Origin of the sequence: Staphylococcus sp. CWZ226 (genome assembly GCF_018986355.1) — a bacterium.
Taxonomy (GTDB): Bacteria; Bacillota; Bacilli; order Staphylococcales; family Staphylococcaceae; genus Staphylococcus; species Staphylococcus simulans.
Map to the genome: position 1 here is coordinate 290,878 of NZ_JAHMSB010000001.1, position 18,010 is coordinate 308,887.

At 36.7% G+C, this 18,010-nt stretch carries 14 protein-coding genes; 4 read left to right on the plus strand and 10 right to left on the minus strand.

Features of this window, described 5'->3' with window-relative positions; translation table 11 throughout:
• Positions 1 to 10 precede the first annotated feature (10 nt).
• The 5 genes from KRR19_RS01435 to KRR19_RS01455 form a co-directional block, all read right to left on the minus strand.
• Entirely contained in the window at positions 11 to 1,702 is a 1,692-nt protein-coding gene (locus tag KRR19_RS01435; RefSeq protein WP_105978560.1) for a S1C family serine protease, read from the minus strand.
• A 185-nt stretch (positions 1,703 to 1,887) separates the two neighbouring features.
• Entirely contained in the window at positions 1,888 to 2,703 is an 816-nt protein-coding gene (locus KRR19_RS01440) for a TerC family protein (protein ID WP_002480420.1), read from the minus strand.
• Positions 2,704 to 2,969: 266 nt separating this feature from the next.
• Positions 2,970 to 4,532, minus strand: a complete 1,563-nt coding sequence (locus KRR19_RS01445; protein WP_057510812.1) for a peptide chain release factor 3 — start codon at positions 4,530 to 4,532, stop codon at positions 2,970 to 2,972.
• Complete coding sequence (locus KRR19_RS01450; protein ID WP_023015819.1) at positions 4,529 to 4,786, minus strand: YueH family protein; 258 nt, start codon at positions 4,784 to 4,786, stop codon at positions 4,529 to 4,531. Before KRR19_RS01450 ends, KRR19_RS01445 begins: the two co-directional genes overlap by 4 nt.
• Positions 4,767 to 6,251: a UDP-N-acetylmuramoyl-L-alanyl-D-glutamate--L-lysine ligase gene (locus KRR19_RS01455; RefSeq protein ID WP_057510811.1), complete on the minus strand. Its 1,485-nt coding sequence runs from the start codon at positions 6,249 to 6,251 to the stop codon at positions 4,767 to 4,769. The genes KRR19_RS01450 and KRR19_RS01455 overlap by 20 nt, the downstream gene beginning before the upstream one ends.
• 385 nt (positions 6,252 to 6,636) lie before the next feature.
• Between KRR19_RS01455 and KRR19_RS01460 the strand changes: the two genes are divergently transcribed.
• Positions 6,637 to 7,812 (plus strand): diglucosyl diacylglycerol synthase, encoded by a 1,176-nt coding sequence (locus KRR19_RS01460; protein WP_057510810.1) that lies wholly within the window; start codon positions 6,637 to 6,639, stop codon positions 7,810 to 7,812.
• Positions 7,790 to 8,992 carry a lipoteichoic acid biosynthesis MFS flippase LtaA gene (gene ltaA / locus KRR19_RS01465; RefSeq protein ID WP_002480415.1) on the plus strand — a complete coding sequence of 401 codons (1,203 nt, stop codon included), beginning with the start codon at positions 7,790 to 7,792 and terminating at the stop codon, positions 8,990 to 8,992. Before KRR19_RS01460 ends, ltaA begins: the two co-directional genes overlap by 23 nt.
• A 195-nt stretch (positions 8,993 to 9,187) precedes the next feature.
• On the opposite strand, the gene KRR19_RS01470 is transcribed toward ltaA, so the two are convergent.
• Positions 9,188 to 9,697 carry a YjcG family protein gene (locus KRR19_RS01470; RefSeq protein ID WP_002480414.1) on the minus strand — a complete coding sequence of 170 codons (510 nt, stop codon included), beginning with the start codon at positions 9,695 to 9,697 and terminating at the stop codon, positions 9,188 to 9,190.
• Between the two features lie 97 nt (positions 9,698 to 9,794).
• Positions 9,795 to 10,529 (minus strand): esterase family protein, encoded by a 735-nt coding sequence (locus KRR19_RS01475; protein WP_002480413.1) that lies wholly within the window; start codon positions 10,527 to 10,529, stop codon positions 9,795 to 9,797.
• A 306-nt stretch (positions 10,530 to 10,835) separates the two neighbouring features.
• Between KRR19_RS01475 and KRR19_RS01480 the strand changes: the two genes are divergently transcribed.
• Positions 10,836 to 12,479, plus strand: a complete 1,644-nt coding sequence (locus KRR19_RS01480) for an alanine/glycine:cation symporter family protein (protein ID WP_216733404.1) — start codon at positions 10,836 to 10,838, stop codon at positions 12,477 to 12,479.
• Between the two features lie 193 nt (positions 12,480 to 12,672).
• Positions 12,673 to 13,758: a lipoteichoic acid biosynthesis protein CozEa gene (gene cozEa, locus KRR19_RS01485; RefSeq protein ID WP_002480411.1), complete on the plus strand. Its 1,086-nt coding sequence runs from the start codon at positions 12,673 to 12,675 to the stop codon at positions 13,756 to 13,758.
• Between the two features lie 78 nt (positions 13,759 to 13,836).
• Here the strand turns inward: cozEa and KRR19_RS01490 are convergent, their stop codons facing one another.
• From KRR19_RS01490 to KRR19_RS01500, 3 genes are all read right to left on the minus strand, one after another.
• Complete coding sequence (locus KRR19_RS01490; RefSeq protein ID WP_060803853.1) at positions 13,837 to 15,081, minus strand: MFS transporter; 1,245 nt, start codon at positions 15,079 to 15,081, stop codon at positions 13,837 to 13,839.
• A 131-nt stretch (positions 15,082 to 15,212) separates the two neighbouring features.
• Positions 15,213 to 15,983, minus strand: coding sequence for an enoyl-ACP reductase FabI (fabI, locus tag KRR19_RS01495; RefSeq protein WP_002480409.1), 771 nt, complete (start codon positions 15,981 to 15,983; stop codon positions 15,213 to 15,215).
• Between the two features lie 156 nt (positions 15,984 to 16,139).
• Entirely contained in the window at positions 16,140 to 18,002 is a 1,863-nt protein-coding gene (locus KRR19_RS01500; protein ID WP_002480408.1) for a monovalent cation:proton antiporter family protein, read from the minus strand.
• Positions 18,003 to 18,010: the final 8 nt, after the last annotated feature.

Genomic DNA, 18,010 nt, shown 5'->3' on the forward strand with positions numbered 1-18,010 from the left:
CACCTCAACACTACTTCAATTTAATCGTTATACTTTTTAGTTTACCATTTCGATATATTTTTGCAGATAATGGTTTCAAATCTGCTTGGTGTTCAAAGACAATCTGTCTATATCTTAAATTATCTTCAATTTTTTTACCATCTAATTCTACAATAATATCCCCTGTTTTTAAACCTGCTTTTTCACCTGGTGAGTTTTGATTTACTTCTCTGACTACAGTACCTTGTTGTAAATCTTTAGGAACTTTGAATTGATCACGTTCTTGATCTGATAAATCAGCGACATTCGATAAAGCAACACCTGTATTCGGATAATCAATTTTACCTTTATCTTCTAATTGTTTTGCGAGCGTCACAGCTTTATTAACTGGAATCGCAAAGGCCATGCCTTCTACTGCCGGCATATCAATTTTTAAAGAGACGATACCAACTAATTTACCGTTTTGATCAACTACTGCACCGCCTGAGTTACCAGGGTTGACGGGCGCATCAATTTGAAAGGCTTTTGTCAGTACATCATAGTGGTTGTCTTTATCGATATCTACAGGTACATTACGATTTAAACCTGAAACGACACCATTTGAAATACTGCCTTTAAAGTCAGCTCCTAACGGATTTCCTACTGTAATAACAGGTTCTGCTAATTGAAGCTGTTTAGAATCGCCAATACGTATAGCTTTGACATCACTATCTTTTTCAACGTTTGCTTTCACAACTGCTACATCTGAATATTTATCTTTACCGATGACTTTCCCTGTTGTTTCTTTGTTGTCATCGTATAAAATACGTTGTGTTTTTTTATCGCCGACTACATGACTATTCGTCAATATAAAAATGGAGTCGTCTACTTTTTTGTAGACGACACCTGAACCAATTTCATTATCAGAATTTGCGGTTTCTTTATCAATTGAGCTTTTATTTTTTGTTTTGTTCTCAACTGTTACGACTGAATGAATCGAACTTTTTGCTGCTTTCATCATAGCTGTCTCTTGTTTATCGCCACTGCCATCAAACGTTGCGACGTCACCGGCACTTCCATTATCACTTCTTAGATTATGGAATATCGCAAAGAGTAATAGCAATAAAATAATTACGCCGACCGCAATTGCGATTTTAGCCCAATGTTTTTCAAAGAATGCTTTGGCCTGATTGCTTTGTGTACTGCGTTTTGCAGGTTCGCCATCTTTATGAGGCGGTGTTGTTTCTGATTCTGTCTCTGCTGGTTCTTCTGATGTTGCGGGATCATGAATTTTTGTGTCATCGTCTACTGTGACTGATGAAACATTTGAAACAGCTTTTTCATTCTTCACTGTTTCTTTTTTCGCACCTGCAGTGGATGTTGATGGCTGTTCTTTATGTAAGGATTCATCTTTTGATGATGTTTCTGCCTTCGGTGTCTCTGTTTGTTCATTTTCTACTTCAGGCTCACGTTTACCTTGCGCAATTTCTTGTTGATGTTGAATTTCTTCTTGTGTCAATTTTTCAATACGTGCTTTTCTTAAGTTGTCTTTCACACGTTCTTCATTGTTTTTAGCTTGCATTGCTGCTTTTTCTTTTTCTTGTGCTTGTTGCTCTTTTTCTTGTTCAACACGTTGTTCTCGTTCTTCATTATGGAAAAACTCTCGACGTTTTCGTTTATAATGACTTTTCGGTATAACTTGTTTTTCATCTGGTTGACGCTTTCCATTATCTTCTGCCATCATAACGCCCTCCTCTACTACAATCTTTCTTATCTATTATGACACAATCTATTGTAAATTTCTTGTAAACTTAGTGCTTTCACTAAAAATTTTAGAGGATTTTTTCTTCTACTTCAATCTGAAGATAAAACGAAAACCGTCTATCTTTTGAATCAATAAAGATAAACGGTTTGTCATTGCATATTGTATTATGAATTTGATTGTTCTTTTGCTTTCTTTTTGTTGTGGCGTAAAGATGATAACCAACCAAAGATAACAAGTCCAATCATGACACCCCAGAAAATGATTTGCCATAATGTTGAATGTGGGAAATGCTCTGGAATTAAATGAACTTGTGGATGTGCAAGAACAAGTACCACTAATTTGATACCAACCCATCCGACAATCGCAAAGGCTGCACCTTCAAGACCAGGATATTTATTTAATAGTTCTACGAACCAAGTTGCCGCAAAACGCATTAAGATAACACCGATCATACCACCCATAAACATTACTGCAAATTGACCTAAGTCCATACCGCCAAAATGAATACCAACTGGTTTCAACGTGAAGGCAATGGCCATTGCTGCAAGCATTGAGTCAATCGCAAAGGCAATATCCGCAAATTCGACTTTCGCAACAGTACTCCAAAAGGCTTTCGGGCTGACTTTCTTTTCAGTTCCGTGCTCATCATAGTGATGATCATCACCTTCTGGTTGTTCAGGTCCATGACCTTTGGATTTGTAGAATTGATATAAATTCCGTCCTGACATATATAGTAAATAAACGGCACCAGCTGCTTGGATAAACCAGAAGTTTACTAAGTAACTGATTAGGAATAATGATAAGAATCTAAAGATAAAGGCTCCTAATAAACCGTAAAATAATGCTTTCTTTCTTTGCTCAGGCGGTAAATGTCTTACCATTACTGCCATAACCACTGCGTTATCCGCAGCTAGTAATCCTTCTAAAAATACGAGTACGAGCAATACCCATCCGTAGGATAAAATTAAACTCGGATCCATTCAATGACCACTCCTTCAAAATAATTCAATCGTCTGGCTAAAAAACGTGGACAAAATAAAAGAGACCTATGCTAAATAAATAGCAAAGGTCTCACTTGAATCCATAGCTGTTTGTACGGACTCCATTTTACCGGAAATGTCTATGCATTTCGTAATGACGATAAGAATGTTGAAGCGGAATTGAATCCAACTTCGTAAGTTACTCCCCTCTGACATGACTGTCATAGGTATTCATTTATTTAAAATAATTATACCCCATTGGATACCTATAATAAACTATAAAGTTTAATTTCAGGGAATTTTTCTTCAAACCAACGCGTCGCAAATTCATTTTCAAACAAGAATACTTTTTGTTCATAGCGGTCTTGTACTAAGATAGAACGCGCTGTACTCATCTTATCTTGGATATCTTCTTCATTTTCAACCCAACGTGCAATTTTGCGGCCAACAGGTTCCATAATCACATCGACATTATATTCATTATTCATACGGTGTTCGAAAACTTCGAATTGCAGTTGACCTACAGCACCTAAAATAATTTGGTTGGTATGCAATGTTTTGTAGTATTGGATGGCACCTTCTTGTACCAATTGTTCAATACCTTTATGGAAGTGTTTTTGCTTCATTACGTTTTTCGGTGATACTTTCATAAAGAGTTCAGGTGTGAATTGTGGCAGATCTTCAAAACTGAATTTTTGGTTGCCACCGACTAATGTATCGCCGATTTGGTAATTACCTGTATCATATAAACCGATAATATCTCCCGCAACTGCATGGTTGATTGTTTCTTTATCATCCGCCATAAATGATGTTGAACGTGTTACTTTTTGTTTTTTATTTGTACGTTGTAGTTTCACATCCATACCACGCTCAAATGCGCCGCTGACAATACGCATAAATGCGATTCTGTCACGGTGTTTAGGATCCATGTTAGCTTGGATTTTAAAGATAAATCCTGAGAAGTCAGGCGCAAATGGACTCACTTCTTCTTCGTCTTTTGTTAAACGGCCATTAGGCATCGGTGCATGGTCTACATAAGCATTTAAGAAGCTTTGTACACCGAAGTTTGCTAATGCTGAACCGAAGAATACAGGTGTTAATTCACCTGCTAACATCATTTCGTTATCGAATTCTTCGCCCGCTTCTTCCACCAACATAAATTCTTCAATTGCTTGTGCGAAGGTACTATCGTTTGTAATTGGATGTTCTTCTTCAATTTCATAGTCTTCATTGATATGCAATAAGTGTTCTTCATCTCTGAATGGTTCAATCGTACGATCTTCACGATCGATAATACCGAAGAAGTTTTGACCCATACCTACAGGCCAGTTCATCGGATACGTTTTAATATTCAAAGTTTCTTCAATTTCATCTAACAACTCGAAAGGTTCTTTACCAACACGATCCAGTTTGTTGATGAAAGTGAAGATAGGAATACCACGCATTTTACATACTTTGAAGAGTTTTAATGTTTGAGGCTCAATCCCTTTGGCACAGTCAATTACCATCACAGCACTATCGACTGCCATTAACGTACGATACGTATCTTCCGAGAAGTCTTCATGCCCCGGTGTATCTAAAATATTAATATTAAAATCATCATAGTTGAACTGCATCACAGAACTTGTTACTGAGATACCACGTTCTTGTTCCACTTTCATCCAGTCACTTGTTGCGAATTTCCCAGATTTCTTCCCTTTAACCGTCCCTGCTTCACGAATGGCACCGCCAAATAACAGTAGTTTTTCAGTTAAAGTGGTTTTCCCGGCATCCGGGTGAGAAATAATCGCAAAGGTTTTTCTGGATTCAATTTCATCCTTTATACTCATCTTTCGTCTCCTTTATCAAATAGAATTAAAGTCAGTTCGTGCGCTAAGCTTTCCGCTTCAGCTTCATCCATTAAGTTAAATAGTTCCATTACTAAGTCTTCTTCTACATCTTCTGCTGACTCCTTTTTATCTATCAACGCAGACCAACTCATATCAGGAACCGCAATGAGCTGGTTCTGCATTGTTTCATCTGTATAACTATAGACGATTGCACCTTCTATCGTTTGAAGTGTCCTAATCTTCAGAAGGGCCACCTCCAAATTTCTTGTAAGCCGCTTCTAAACCAATCAAATCATCACGATGTGGTACTTTAACATGACCTGGCATAATTTGATAAGGCTCACGTCCTTTTGAAGCTAATACAACAGTATCGCCTGGTTCTGCAACTTCAATCGCATGACGAATTCCTTCAGCACGATCCGTAAACTCTACATAATTGTCATGTGTCGCACCTTTAGCTAATTCATGCGTTAACATTTTCGGATCATCATTCGCTGGATTATCCGGCGTAAAGATAACATAATCTGCACGACTTGCTTGTCTGCCCATTTCTGGTGTTTTCGTTAAATCGCGTTCTCCTGCCATACCGACAAGTAAAATGAATTTTTGTTTCACAAATGGTTTAACCGCATCAATCAACTTTTCAATACCATCTGTCGTATGGGCATAATCAATGATTAAATCAATTGGTAATGAACGATCTAACACTTCTAAACGGCCTTCAACCGGTTCTAATTGGCTGACTACGTCCACGATGTCTTGCATTGGTGTACCTTTACTCCAAACTGCCGTCATCGCTGCCATAATATTTGAAATGTTGAATTGACCGACATAAGGTGAATCCACGTGGAATGTACCGTCTGGTGTCACAAAATCAAATGAAGCACCTGTTAATGATTCTTTGATATTTTCAGCTTGGAATTGTGCTTTATTATGAATACCATACGTAAATACCTCGTATGGTGTTACGGTTTTCAAGTATTCAGAGAATGCATCATCTTGGTTGACGATTGCATATTTTTCTTTACTTAAATCCTCACCTAATTGGCTGAATAAGAGTGACTTCGCGTGACCATATGCTTCCATAGTGCCATGAAAGTCTAAATGGTCTTGTGTTAAGTTTGAAAAAACAGCAACATCAAATTCAACACCGCTTAAACGACCTAAAGCTAAACCATGACTTGATACTTCTAATGTCATGGCTTCAGCACCCGCATCTACTGCTTCATGTACTTTCTTCGTCAATGTCACAGTTTCTGGTGTTGTATTTTCACCTTTTGTGACTGTTTCATTGATTTGGAATCCATTTGTGCCTAAATAAGCACTGCCTTTTCCTAATTTACGATGAATTAGGTGAATCATCGTCGCAATAGATGTTTTACCATTCGTACCAGTCACACCATACGTTACCAATTTTTCGCTCGGATATTGATATAATTTATGTACAATCAAACTTGCGACACGTCTTGTATTCGGCACAATCACTTGTGTCACATCGCCTGTTAATTGTTGTTCACGTTCTACTACAATCACTTTGCAGCCTTGTTCAACTACATTTTGGCAAAATTTATGGCTGTCTACTGTATAGCCTTTAGAAGCTACAAAAATACTGCCTGCTTTTGCAGTACGAGAATCTGTTGTTACATCATCTACTTCTCTATCTAAACTGCCAAGTACTTGTTTCGATTTTATCTTTTCGAACAATTCGTTCGCTTTCACATCGATCGCCCCTTCTTTTCCAATACTACTATATTATACATTTTTTCTTTAGAAATCTAGATGCGTGAGTTCATTTTCTATTGTACATTTTTCTACGTTATTAATATATCGATTACGCTGTCAATTACATATTAAATTCAAATACTTCCTATATAAGAGAAGCACAATTTACAAATCACGAATCTCTTTTTCATTGAACCAAATGTTAAGAAAGTATGAAAATATTTTTATACTCTGTGAATAAGTGTTATAATTCAGTGATGTTAGCGTCAATATTATTTAATCTGGCTGCAACATACGTTACACTGTAGACAAAGCAATATATTCTATATATTAGCTTCACATAGACAACATTAAATCTACTAACTGGAGGGTGGCTGGTTTCATGGTTACTCAAAATAAGAAGATATTGATAATTACAGGTTCTTTCGGGAACGGCCATTTGCAAGTGACGAACAGCGTTGTGAATCAATTAAATGAAATGAATCTTAAACACTTATCTGTGATTGAACATGATTTATTTTTAGAAGCACATCCCATCTTAACATCCATTTGCAAAAAGTATTATATCAATAGTTTTAAATATTTCAGAAATTCATACAAACGTTTTTACTATAGCCGCCCAAAAGACATTGATAAATGTTTTTACAAATACTACGGTTTAAACAAATTGATTAATTTGTTGATTAAAGAAAAACCTGATTTGATTTTACTGACATTCCCAACGCCGGTCATGTCTGTTTTAACAGAACAATTTAATATGAATATCCCGATTGCGACGGTAATGACAGATTATCGCTTACATAAAAACTGGGTAACGCCCCACTCTTCACGTTACTATGTCGCTACAGAAGACTTAAAACAAGAATTTAAAGATATCGGCGTACCACAAGATATTATAAAAGTTACAGGTATTCCAATTTCATCACAATTTGAAGAAGACATTGATAAAGACGCTTGGATGCGTCAAAATCGCTTAGATCCTAACCGTCCTACTATTTTAATGTCTGCGGGTGCATTTGGTGTATCTAAAGGCTTTGAATCAATGATTGCCGATATTTTAGAACGTACGCCAGAGACACAAGTTGTAATGGTATGCGGACGCAATAAAGAATTAAAACGTAATTTAAAGCATCAATTTAAAGGCAATCATAATGTGTTGATTTTAGGTTATACACATCATATGAACGAATGGATGGCAGCCTCTAACCTTATGATTACTAAGCCTGGCGGTATTACGATATCAGAAGCGCTTGCACGTAAAGTGCCGATGATTTTCTTAGATCCAGCGCCAGGTCAAGAGTTAGAAAATGCACTTTACTTTGAGTCTAAAGGCATGGGTAAAGTGGCAGACACAACAGAAGAAGCAATTGCTTTAATTACAGATTTAACACAAGATGAAAAAGAACTAGATACAATGGTTGCTCGTATGCAAGACTTAAAAGTCAAATACCCTACCTATAAATTATGCCGAGACTTACTTCATCTCTTAGATGAATCTTCACAAACAGAAGAAATTTATGGAAAGGTACCATTATATGCAAAGCTCTTCCTCAAGTAAATACAACGCAAACTATAAACGTAATTTCATAATTATGTTGTTTATATTGTTCTTTATGGAATTCGCACGAGGCATGTTTGTCTTAGGTTACCTTCCGTTCTTACCTACTGTTTCTTCAGTAGCTGTCGGTGTAACCTCAGCTGCAGTTTCCATTCATTATATTTCTGATGCCGCAACAAACTTTGTTGTCGGCTTCTTATTAAAACGATTCGGTGCGAAACCAGTATTGACACTCGGCTTTTTACTGGCTTTCGGCAGTTTGTTTTTAGTGATTTGGTTCCCTTATAATGCCATTATTTTAATTATGAGTTCCATCTTACTAGGTGTCGCTTCAAGCCCAATTTGGGTCATTATGCTATCTAGTGTACGTGATGAATCTCGTGGTAAACAAATGGGCCATGTTTATTTCGCATGGCTATTTGGTTTATTAGCAGGTATGATTGGCATGCTGCTAATTGTTAAAGTGCATCCAACACACTTTACATTCTTAATGGCACTCGTTGTGTTAGTAGCTTGGATACTTTATTACTTTGTTAAGATCCGTCTCACTAACTACAAAACACGTCGTTTAAAAGAACAACTTGCGCAAATTAAACGTGTGGCACATTCAAATGGTGTCCTATTTCCAGGTATTATCTTACAAGGTGCTTCAATCAGTGCACTTGTACCGATTTTACCGACTTACGCAACAAAAGTGGTAAAAGTTAGTATGGTTGAATATACGGCAGCTTTGATTATTGGTGGTGTCGGTTGCGCTATATCCATGCTATTCTTATCAAAAATCATCGATCATCATGGTAATAAATTTATGTTCAGTGCGATTTTTACAGGCTTTGTATTATATACACTTGCCATATTTAGTCTTTCACTCATTACACAGATCTACCTTGTGTGGGGTGTCGCACTGTTTATTGGTTTAATGTATGGCTTTTTATTACCAGCTTGGAATACGTTCATGGCTAAGTTCATTAAGCAAGATGAACAAGAAGAAACTTGGGGTGTCTTTAACAGCATCCAAGGCGTCGGTGCTATGATTGGTCCACTTATCGGTGGAATGCTTTATCAATTTACGAATAACTTGAATATGACGTTCTACTTCTCAGGAGGCGTCTTTGTCTTCTTAGCCATTTTCTATGGGATTTATTTCCTGCGTATTCAAAAACAACAACCAACAAAATAATGTAAGTTGTCATAAAAAGGCAGCCGATTCAGACATAGAATCGGCTGCCTTTTTGTATATGTATTTAAAAGTAAGAGGTTAAGACATTGAAAATAGATAGTAACATCTACACTATCGAGCCCTCAATATCACAATGTCTCAGCCTCGTACTTTTTATCACTGAAATGCTGTGAGATCTTTCATACACTTCATAGCTTATTTGAAACTGAATGTGTCGATTGTTTCCCATTTGTCAGCTTCATTATTATATTTCAATAATGTCAACTCACTAATTGTTTCTTCGTAATCAATACCAGCCAGTTTAACTTGTCCAAAGATATCTTCGAATTCTTGGCTTGTTAAACCTTGAGCAATTGTAAAATGCGGAACAAATGAATGTTCTGGTTGGCCGTAAAAATCACCATTATTGAAGCGATTATCTAATTCTTCTAATTCAGGTGTTTTTTCAACTTTAAAATAAATCACATTATTTACAGGTGCGAAATTTGATGCTTTCGTTGCATGAATGTGAAGTGGCGCAATGCCTTCGATACGTGATTGAATATCTTCTTTCACGCTGTCAAAATCATTATCTTCAACCTCAAATGAATCTTTGATTGTAATATGAGGTGGGATTTGCGCATAGCGTTCATCATAACGTTTACGATATGCATCAATTTTTTCACGGAATGTTTTTGATGGAATTAATGCTAACCCTAAAATCATTTGAATTCCTCCTTAGATTGAACTATATGGCCATTATAGCAAACATTCTATGAAATCGTTACCAAAAACTGTGACTTTACAGAATTTACTGAATGGTTTACTCCGCTAAAAAGTATAAAAGTAAGGGTTCCATTAGCTTTCTCCAGTACTTCCAACGATGTCCCCCATCAAATTCTTCATAATAATGTGTAACATTAAACTTCTCTAACAAGTCTTTTAATTCACGATTTGGTGTTAAGAAATCCGCACGTTCACCAGTAGTCGGCAACGCAAAGTCAATTTCTTCTTTACCAACCGCTTGCCATATATCTAACTGATCAATAAACTGACAACGATTTGCGAGTAAATCGACGACTTCATTAAACATCGGACTGAACATACCGACTTGATTAAATAAGCGCGGATATGAAAGTGCCGTCATTAACGCGATTGAGCCTGCTAAACTGTCACCTAACAACACACGTCCATTCGCCACTTTAAATGTCGGAAATGTTTTATCGATATACGGTAACAACTCTTGTCCCATTGCTTTGACAGTTAAAGGTGCACGGCTGCCATTGGGTGAAAATTCTTCTCTTCGCTTATCCACGGTTTCATAATGGAAACCAATGAAAATGGCACGTTCTACTTGTTCATCTTCTCTTAAGCGTTCATAGACGCGGTGAATTTGTCCGAAACGAAAGAAGTCTAAACCATCAAAACAGAACACTAATTTATATTTAAATAATGGTGAATAATTTTTGGGTAAGTAGATAGATAACGTAATATCACGTTCTAAAATATCACTATGAAATTGTGTTTGAGTCACAACACCTGGTTCTAGTTCACTCACAATACTCTCTCCTTATTGTTAAATTTAACTCTAGTTTAACAATTTTTATGCGCATTGGGTAATAAGCTAGATATTAACTAGCTTTATTGTGCCATTCCGATTAATCCTATAAGTATTTATTTGTAAAGTTTAATGTTTATTTTCATTAAAAGTGTTGCACGGAACTTTTATTCAAAGTATAATTGAAAAAAATCAATGTCACTGATGCATGTCGAAACACATACAGTAGCGGAACATAATGCGCTTATTTTTTTAGGGGTAAAATGTAAGCGTTTTCTTTTTCGCTTTATTAAGGGGGAAATCATTATGCTAGAAAGTTTTGTAGCTTGGTTTAATGAAATCGTGTGGAGTAAACCGCTTGTTTATGGTCTATTGATTACGGGGATTTTATTTTCTTTGATGATGAAATTCTTTCAAGTCAGGCATTTTAAAGAGATGATTCGTTTAATGTTCCACGGTGAAAAATCACCGACTGGAATCTCAAGTTTCCAAGCGATTGCACTCTCTTTAGCTGGACGTGTCGGTACGGGGAATATCGTCGGCGTTTCTACAGCTATCTTTATTGGGGGTCCGGGTGCAGTCTTTTGGATGTGGGTAACCGCATTTTTAGGTGCCAGCAGTGCATTTATCGAATCAACATTAGGTCAAATCTTCAAACGTGAAGAAAAAGGTGAATATCGAGGCGGTCCCGCCTACTACATTGAATATGGGATTAAAGGACGTCTAGGTAAAATTTACGGTTTAGTCTTTGCGATTGTAACGGTTATCTCAGTAGGCTTATTATTACCTGGGGTACAATCTAACGCAATCGCAAGTTCAATGAACAACGCGTTCCAAATTCCAAACTGGATTGTTGCAGTTACAATTGCGGTCATTTTAGGTCTGATTATTTTCGGCGGTGTTAAATGGATCGCTAATGTTGCGACAGCAGTCGTACCATTCATGGCTATTCTTTATATTTTAATGGCAATCTTTATTATTATCATCAATATCCAAGCCGTACCTGCTTTATTTGGATTAATCTTTAAATCAGCATTCGGTATGCAAGCAGCGTTTGGTGGTATCTTCGGTGCCATGATTGAAATCGGTGTAAAACGTGGTTTGTATTCAAACGAAGCTGGACAAGGGACAGGACCACACGCCGCTTCTGCGGCTGAAGTCTCTCACCCAGCCAAACAAGGTTTAGTTCAATCATTCTCAGTATATGTCGATACATTATTCGTATGTACAGCAACAGCATTAATCATCTTAATTTCAGGCACATATAATACAACAAACGGCGATTTAAAGCCAGGTGGTATTCCGGAATTAATCAAAGATAATGGTATCTATGTTCAAAACGCTGACGGTACGAAAGATTACTCAGGTACAGCAATGTACGCACAAGCAGGTATCGATAAAGCCTTACAAGGCGGCAGCTATCACTTTGATCCTGCTTTCTCTGGTTTCGGTTCATACTTTATTGCGATTGCATTATTCTTCTTCGCTTTCACAACAATACTCGCATACTACTACATCGCAGAGACAAATATTGCGTATATGACAAGAAACAGTTCAGTCTTTACGACAAAAATTTGGTTCACAGTTGCACGTTTTGCGTTAATTTTCGCAGCTTTCTATGGTTCAATTAAAACAGCTGATGTTGCTTGGAGTATGGGTGACTTAGGTGTAGGTATGATGGCATGGCTTAATATTATTGCGATTTGGATACTCCATCGTCCTGCGGTTGACGCTTTAAAAGATTACGAGTTCCAAATGAAACAAAAAGGTTCTGGTAACTTCGCGATTTACAAACCAGATCCAAACAAATTGCCAACTGCGACATTCTGGCTTGAAGACTATCCGAAACGTTTAAAGGATGCACATTTCAATGAAGATGAAGCAGTTGCCAAAGAAAAAGGTGCTAAAAATAAAAAGCTCCCACCACAAAATAACTTGGAAGAAGTTTAAAATGAGATAGACATAAACAATTGAAATAGATTAAAAAGAGGAAGCGTATACCGTTTCCTCTTTTGTATTTCATAGAAATAATCATAAATTTTCTCAGGAAATAATCTACATTTCTACAGAAATATGACTTTTTCAATAACTTAATTTAGTCTATAATGGTTTATAAGTCTATTTCTTTAGGAGGACATCATCAATGCTAAATAAGGTGTGGTTCCGAACGGGAATCATGTTATTGATATTATTTCTATTAATCAGATTGATTATGGAAGTACATGTTATCTTTAAACCGCTGATTATCATTATTCAATCAGTCATTTTACCATTTATCTTAAGCGGCTTTTTATTTTATGTCTTTTTACCGCTTCAAAAGTTTTTAGAAAAACGCAAAGTTCCGCGTTGGGGCAGTATTTCGATTATCTTTGTGATTTTAATCGGCTTAACTGCAACTGCAATTACAGTCGTTGCGCCACTCATCGCTAACCAAATTAACGGGTTGATTAAACAAGCACCGCAACTTCAAAAAGAAGTTCAAGGAATCATACAATATACACTAGACCAAATGGATAAACTTCCTAATGATGTAACAGATCGCATTAATAAAGTTGTCAAATCATTCGGAGATAATGTGACAAATATCCTATCTAATTCGATTGCGATTGTCTCTCAAATTATCTCTACACTATTCTTACTGATTATGGTGCCATTCTTCTTAATTTACATGTTGAAAGACCACGAGAAGTTCATACCTTCAGTGGCTAAATTATTCAATGGTGACCGCAAAGTATTTGTAACTAACTTATTAAAAGATGTGAACTATACATTACAATCATACATTCAAGGCCAAGTCACAGTGAGTGTGATTTTAGGAATTATTCTTTACATCGGTTATACAATTATCGGTTTAGAATATACACTTTTACTTGTGTTATTCGCTGGTGTCGCAAACATGATTCCATTCTTAGGACCATGGATGTCCTTCTTACCTGCCGCAATCATCGGAATTATTCAAAGTCCGACGGCATTTATTTGGGTTTGTGTGGTAACACTCGTTGCCCAACAATTAGAAGGTAATGTCATTACACCGAATGTTATGGGTAAATCACTTAACATTCACCCGCTTACGATTATCATTGTTATCTTAGCGGCTGGTAACCTAGGCGGATTTGTTTTAATTTTAGTTGCGGTTCCATTATACGCAGTGATTAAAACAGTCGTCCGTAATATCTTTGTTTACCGTCAAGATATTATGCGGAAAGCACAAAGTGAAGTTAAAGATTAACGAGTATTATAAAAGCGTTCAACTCTCTAAAATGAAGTTGAACGCTTTTTACATTGATAAGACTTATTTACTTTTAGGTTATGCTTGATTCGCGCGCATCGCTTTTCTGCCTTTCAACGGCATATTTCTAAGCGATAACATCATCACGAGTGAAATCATATAAAGACAGGCAAGGAAAATCATTGTTGTACTCATACCGTAATGATCCATTAAATACCCTATCGCAATCGGTGATAAGCCACCTAATGCACGTCCAATATTGAAGACGACATTATTCGCTGTACTACGAATATGTGTTGGATAGTAACTACTGATAACTGCTCCATAGCCTGCGAACATACCGTTAACGAAGAAGCCGACAAAGGCCCCACCGATCAGTAATGCGACTGCACTTTGCGCAAAGACATAAATAAAGACAGATGCAGCTGATGCGATAAGGAAAATCGTATAAGAAAGTTTGGCACCGAAGCGATCTAATATTTGTCCGAACGCAAACATACCTAAACTCATACCAACAATCGTACTGATGGTCCAAAGTGATGAGTTAGAAACACTTAAGCCATGTTGTTTTTGAAGAATAGACGGTAGCCAGTTCATTAGACCAAAATACCCAGCAACTTGTACACTCGACATAATCGTTAATGCGATTGTCGTATGTGCCATATGTTTCGTGTTAAATAATAAACCGATTGGCGATTGATTTTTCTTTTCTAACGTACGATTTGCTTTTGCTTGTTTCCATGATTCTGTTTCATCTAAATTACGACGAATGTAGAATGCTAAAATCACAGGTACCACACCGATTAAAAAGAGCGCGCGCCAACCGAGATGCGGTAAAATTGCGGCAGCTAACAGCGCAGCAATCAATGCGCCGATTTGACCTCCGATTGCGACTACTGAAGAAACACGGCCTAGACGTTGTTTCTTAAACACTTCAGCCACTAACGCCATCCCGATACCGAATTCTCCACCGCCGCCCATACCGGCAATGAATCTTAAAATATAGACCATATAAATATTAGAAGAGACTGAAAGTAATGCGGTTGCTATCGCAAAAATAAATATCGTGTATGTAAAGATACGAATACGACCATACTTGTCTGCAAGCACGCCAAAAATAATACCTCCGAACAACATACCGAAGTTCGTAATCGAAGCGATTAAACCGGCTTCTGCAGAACTGATATGGAACTCATTAATAATACTTGATAGCGCAAAGGCTAAAAACATAATGTCCATATTCTCTAGGCCGAATCCAAGCATTGAAGAAGCTAGAATTTTATTTGAATACGACTTATCTTGTTGATGAATCTTTTCTGTCATCCTTGTCCACCCACTTTTGATTTTATTCCCGTAACTATCATACACTTCATTTAAAGAATTGAATAGCCGAATTAAAAAAATAGCCCACTATTTTAGTCTTGGACTATCATAGTGGGCTATACTGAGTATGATTATTTAATTACGTGGAAACCAGCGTCAACATGGATGTTTTCGCCTGTTACACCGCTTGATAAATCACTTAATAAGAAAGCAGCTGTTTTGCCGACTTCTTCTTTATCAACATTACGTTTTAATGGTGCACGTTCTTCAACTTCTTTTAAGATTGTGTTGAAACCGCCAACACCTTTCGCACTTAATGTACGAATTGGACCTGCAGAAACAGCATTAACACGGATATTGTCTTGACCTAAGTCTAATGCTAAATAACGCACGTTTGCTTCTAAGCTGGCTTTCGCAACACCCATTACGTTGTAGTTAGGTACTGCGTATTCTCCGCCTAAGTAAGTTGTAGTAACAATGCTGCCGCCTTCAGGCATTAATTTTTTCGCTTCTCTTGAAACGATTGTTAATGAATAAGAACTGATGTCTTGTGCAAGTAAGAATCCTTCTCTTGAAGTTTCTGAGAAACGACCGCGTAAGTCTTCAACATTCGCAAATGCGATAGAATGGAAGACACCATCAATTTGGCCTACATCTTCACCGATTTTTTTGAATCCATCGATTACTTCATCATCACTTTGAACATCAATTTGGTACGTAAGATGCTCTTTTTGATTTAATTGATCAACAAGTTTATCTAATTCTTTCTTACTACGTTCTTTACGGTATGTAAAGACTAGTTTTGCTCCTAATTCATCTAAAGCTTGGGCTACCCCAAAAGCAATACTGCGTTTATTCGCAATTCCCATAATAACGTATGTTTTTCCTTCTAAACTAAACATGAAAACGCTCCTTTTACTCAATTAATGATTCAAATTTTGATTATTAGTATTATAACATTTTTTGTTCTAATAGACTTGTTTCAACCATTATCTATGGTATGCATCGTAGAAATAAAAAACGAAAGCCTAACATCTCATTAGACTTTCGTTTTAAGTTTAAATTGAACCGAGTGAATAATATTCTAAATCACGTTTCAATTCATCTACATATTCTTTCGAACCTGTCACAATCAAGCGGTCACCGTAACGTAACATCGTATCACCATGCGGTACAATCGATTCATTATCACGTACAATACGTACGAAGATAATATCGCCGTCGAATGGGAAGTTACGTAATTGAATGTTGTCGAATTTATAGTTAAGCATTTTAATTTCATATAATGATGTTTCAACGTTGCTTAATAAGTTCAACATGTTCGGTGTTTCAATTAAACCTGTTAGCAAAATCTTATTACTTAAGAAACTACTGAAGATTTCAACACCTGATTGACGTAATTCAGCTTCAGTTTCTCCGCCCTCTTCAAAGCGGCAGATGACACGGTTTACTCCGTGTTCTTTAGCCATTTGTGCGACTTTATAGTTTAATTCATCTTCGTTGGTTGAACACACTATAATATCACTATCAAAGAGTCCAAGCTTTTCAAGTATCGCTTCATCATAATCTGCAATTTCAACAGTAGTAATATCATTTGATAAATTACGCTTATCACTTAAATCTTTACGATAATATAACGTAATCGCGTATAAATCAGACATCAAGTTCTGCGCTATCGGAATCGTTAATTGGTTCTTACCAATCAGACTGACGTTAATACGACGTGTCGCTTCTGTCGGCATTGGGAATGTCTTTTTAAAGACAATTGGAACAAATACACACGTAATGACAGCACTCAGGATTAAGATCCCAGAGATTTCTGGTGTAATCGTATGAAGTTGTTCAGCGATTTTAGCTGCTGCGATTACTAACGATAACGTAGATGTCAGTAAAAAGGCAGAAGACAATGTGGTTTTTTGATCAAACCAAGGTCTTATCGCATATACAGGAATAATCTTAGATACTAAGAATGCGATGATCAGCACTGGAATAATGATTAAAATTGATGGTTCTTTAATCAGTGAAGGGATATTTAAATCCACACCGACCATAATGAAGAAGATCGGGATAAAGAAACCATAACCAAATGAGTCCAGTTTTTCTACCATATCTTCGTCAGGACCAAGCAGTGATACAATTACACCTGCTAAGAAGGCACCTAAGATATTCTCAGCACCTACACCTTCTGCTAATGCCACTAATAAGATGATCAACGCAAAGACTGCACGAATACCGATTTGTGTTGTCCCATCCATCAATTTTTGAAGGAATTGTGCTTTTTTGAAAATCCCGCCAAGGAAATAGAAAATAATGGTAAAGACAATTAAAATCGAAATCAACCATAATGTGCCGCCGCCTTTAGCGTTAATTGCACCATATACAGTTAATAAAATCATCGTAACTAAGTCAGCTAATACAGCCGTTAACAAGATAAACTGTCCGATGGTTGTGCGCATGATATTCATTTCTTTAAGTGTTGGTACTACCACACCTAATGAAATTGTAGAAATGATGATGACCATTAATAAGACATCATCAATCAAGCCAAACCATTTAAATGCATACGCTAAAATGATTGAAACAATCATAATCAGCGAGAATACAAATAATGATAATTGTAAATGACCCGGTGCTTTCTTCTTGTTTTTATTTTTAGCTTTTTCAGGCTCATTTTTATCGCTTTTGAACGCATTGAAATCAATTTCCAAACCGCTTAAAAACATTAAGAAAATAAAACCTAGTGTTGATAAAATATTCAAGATGTTGTCGCGTTCAACTAAATGGAAACCGGATTGTCCGATGATTAATCCCATTAAAATTTCCGCCACAACGACAGGTAGAAAATTGATATTAAGTCTGTTGACAATAATCGGCGTTAAAAACGCAGCCATGACAACAATGACGAGTGATACAAATTCCATGTGTCCCT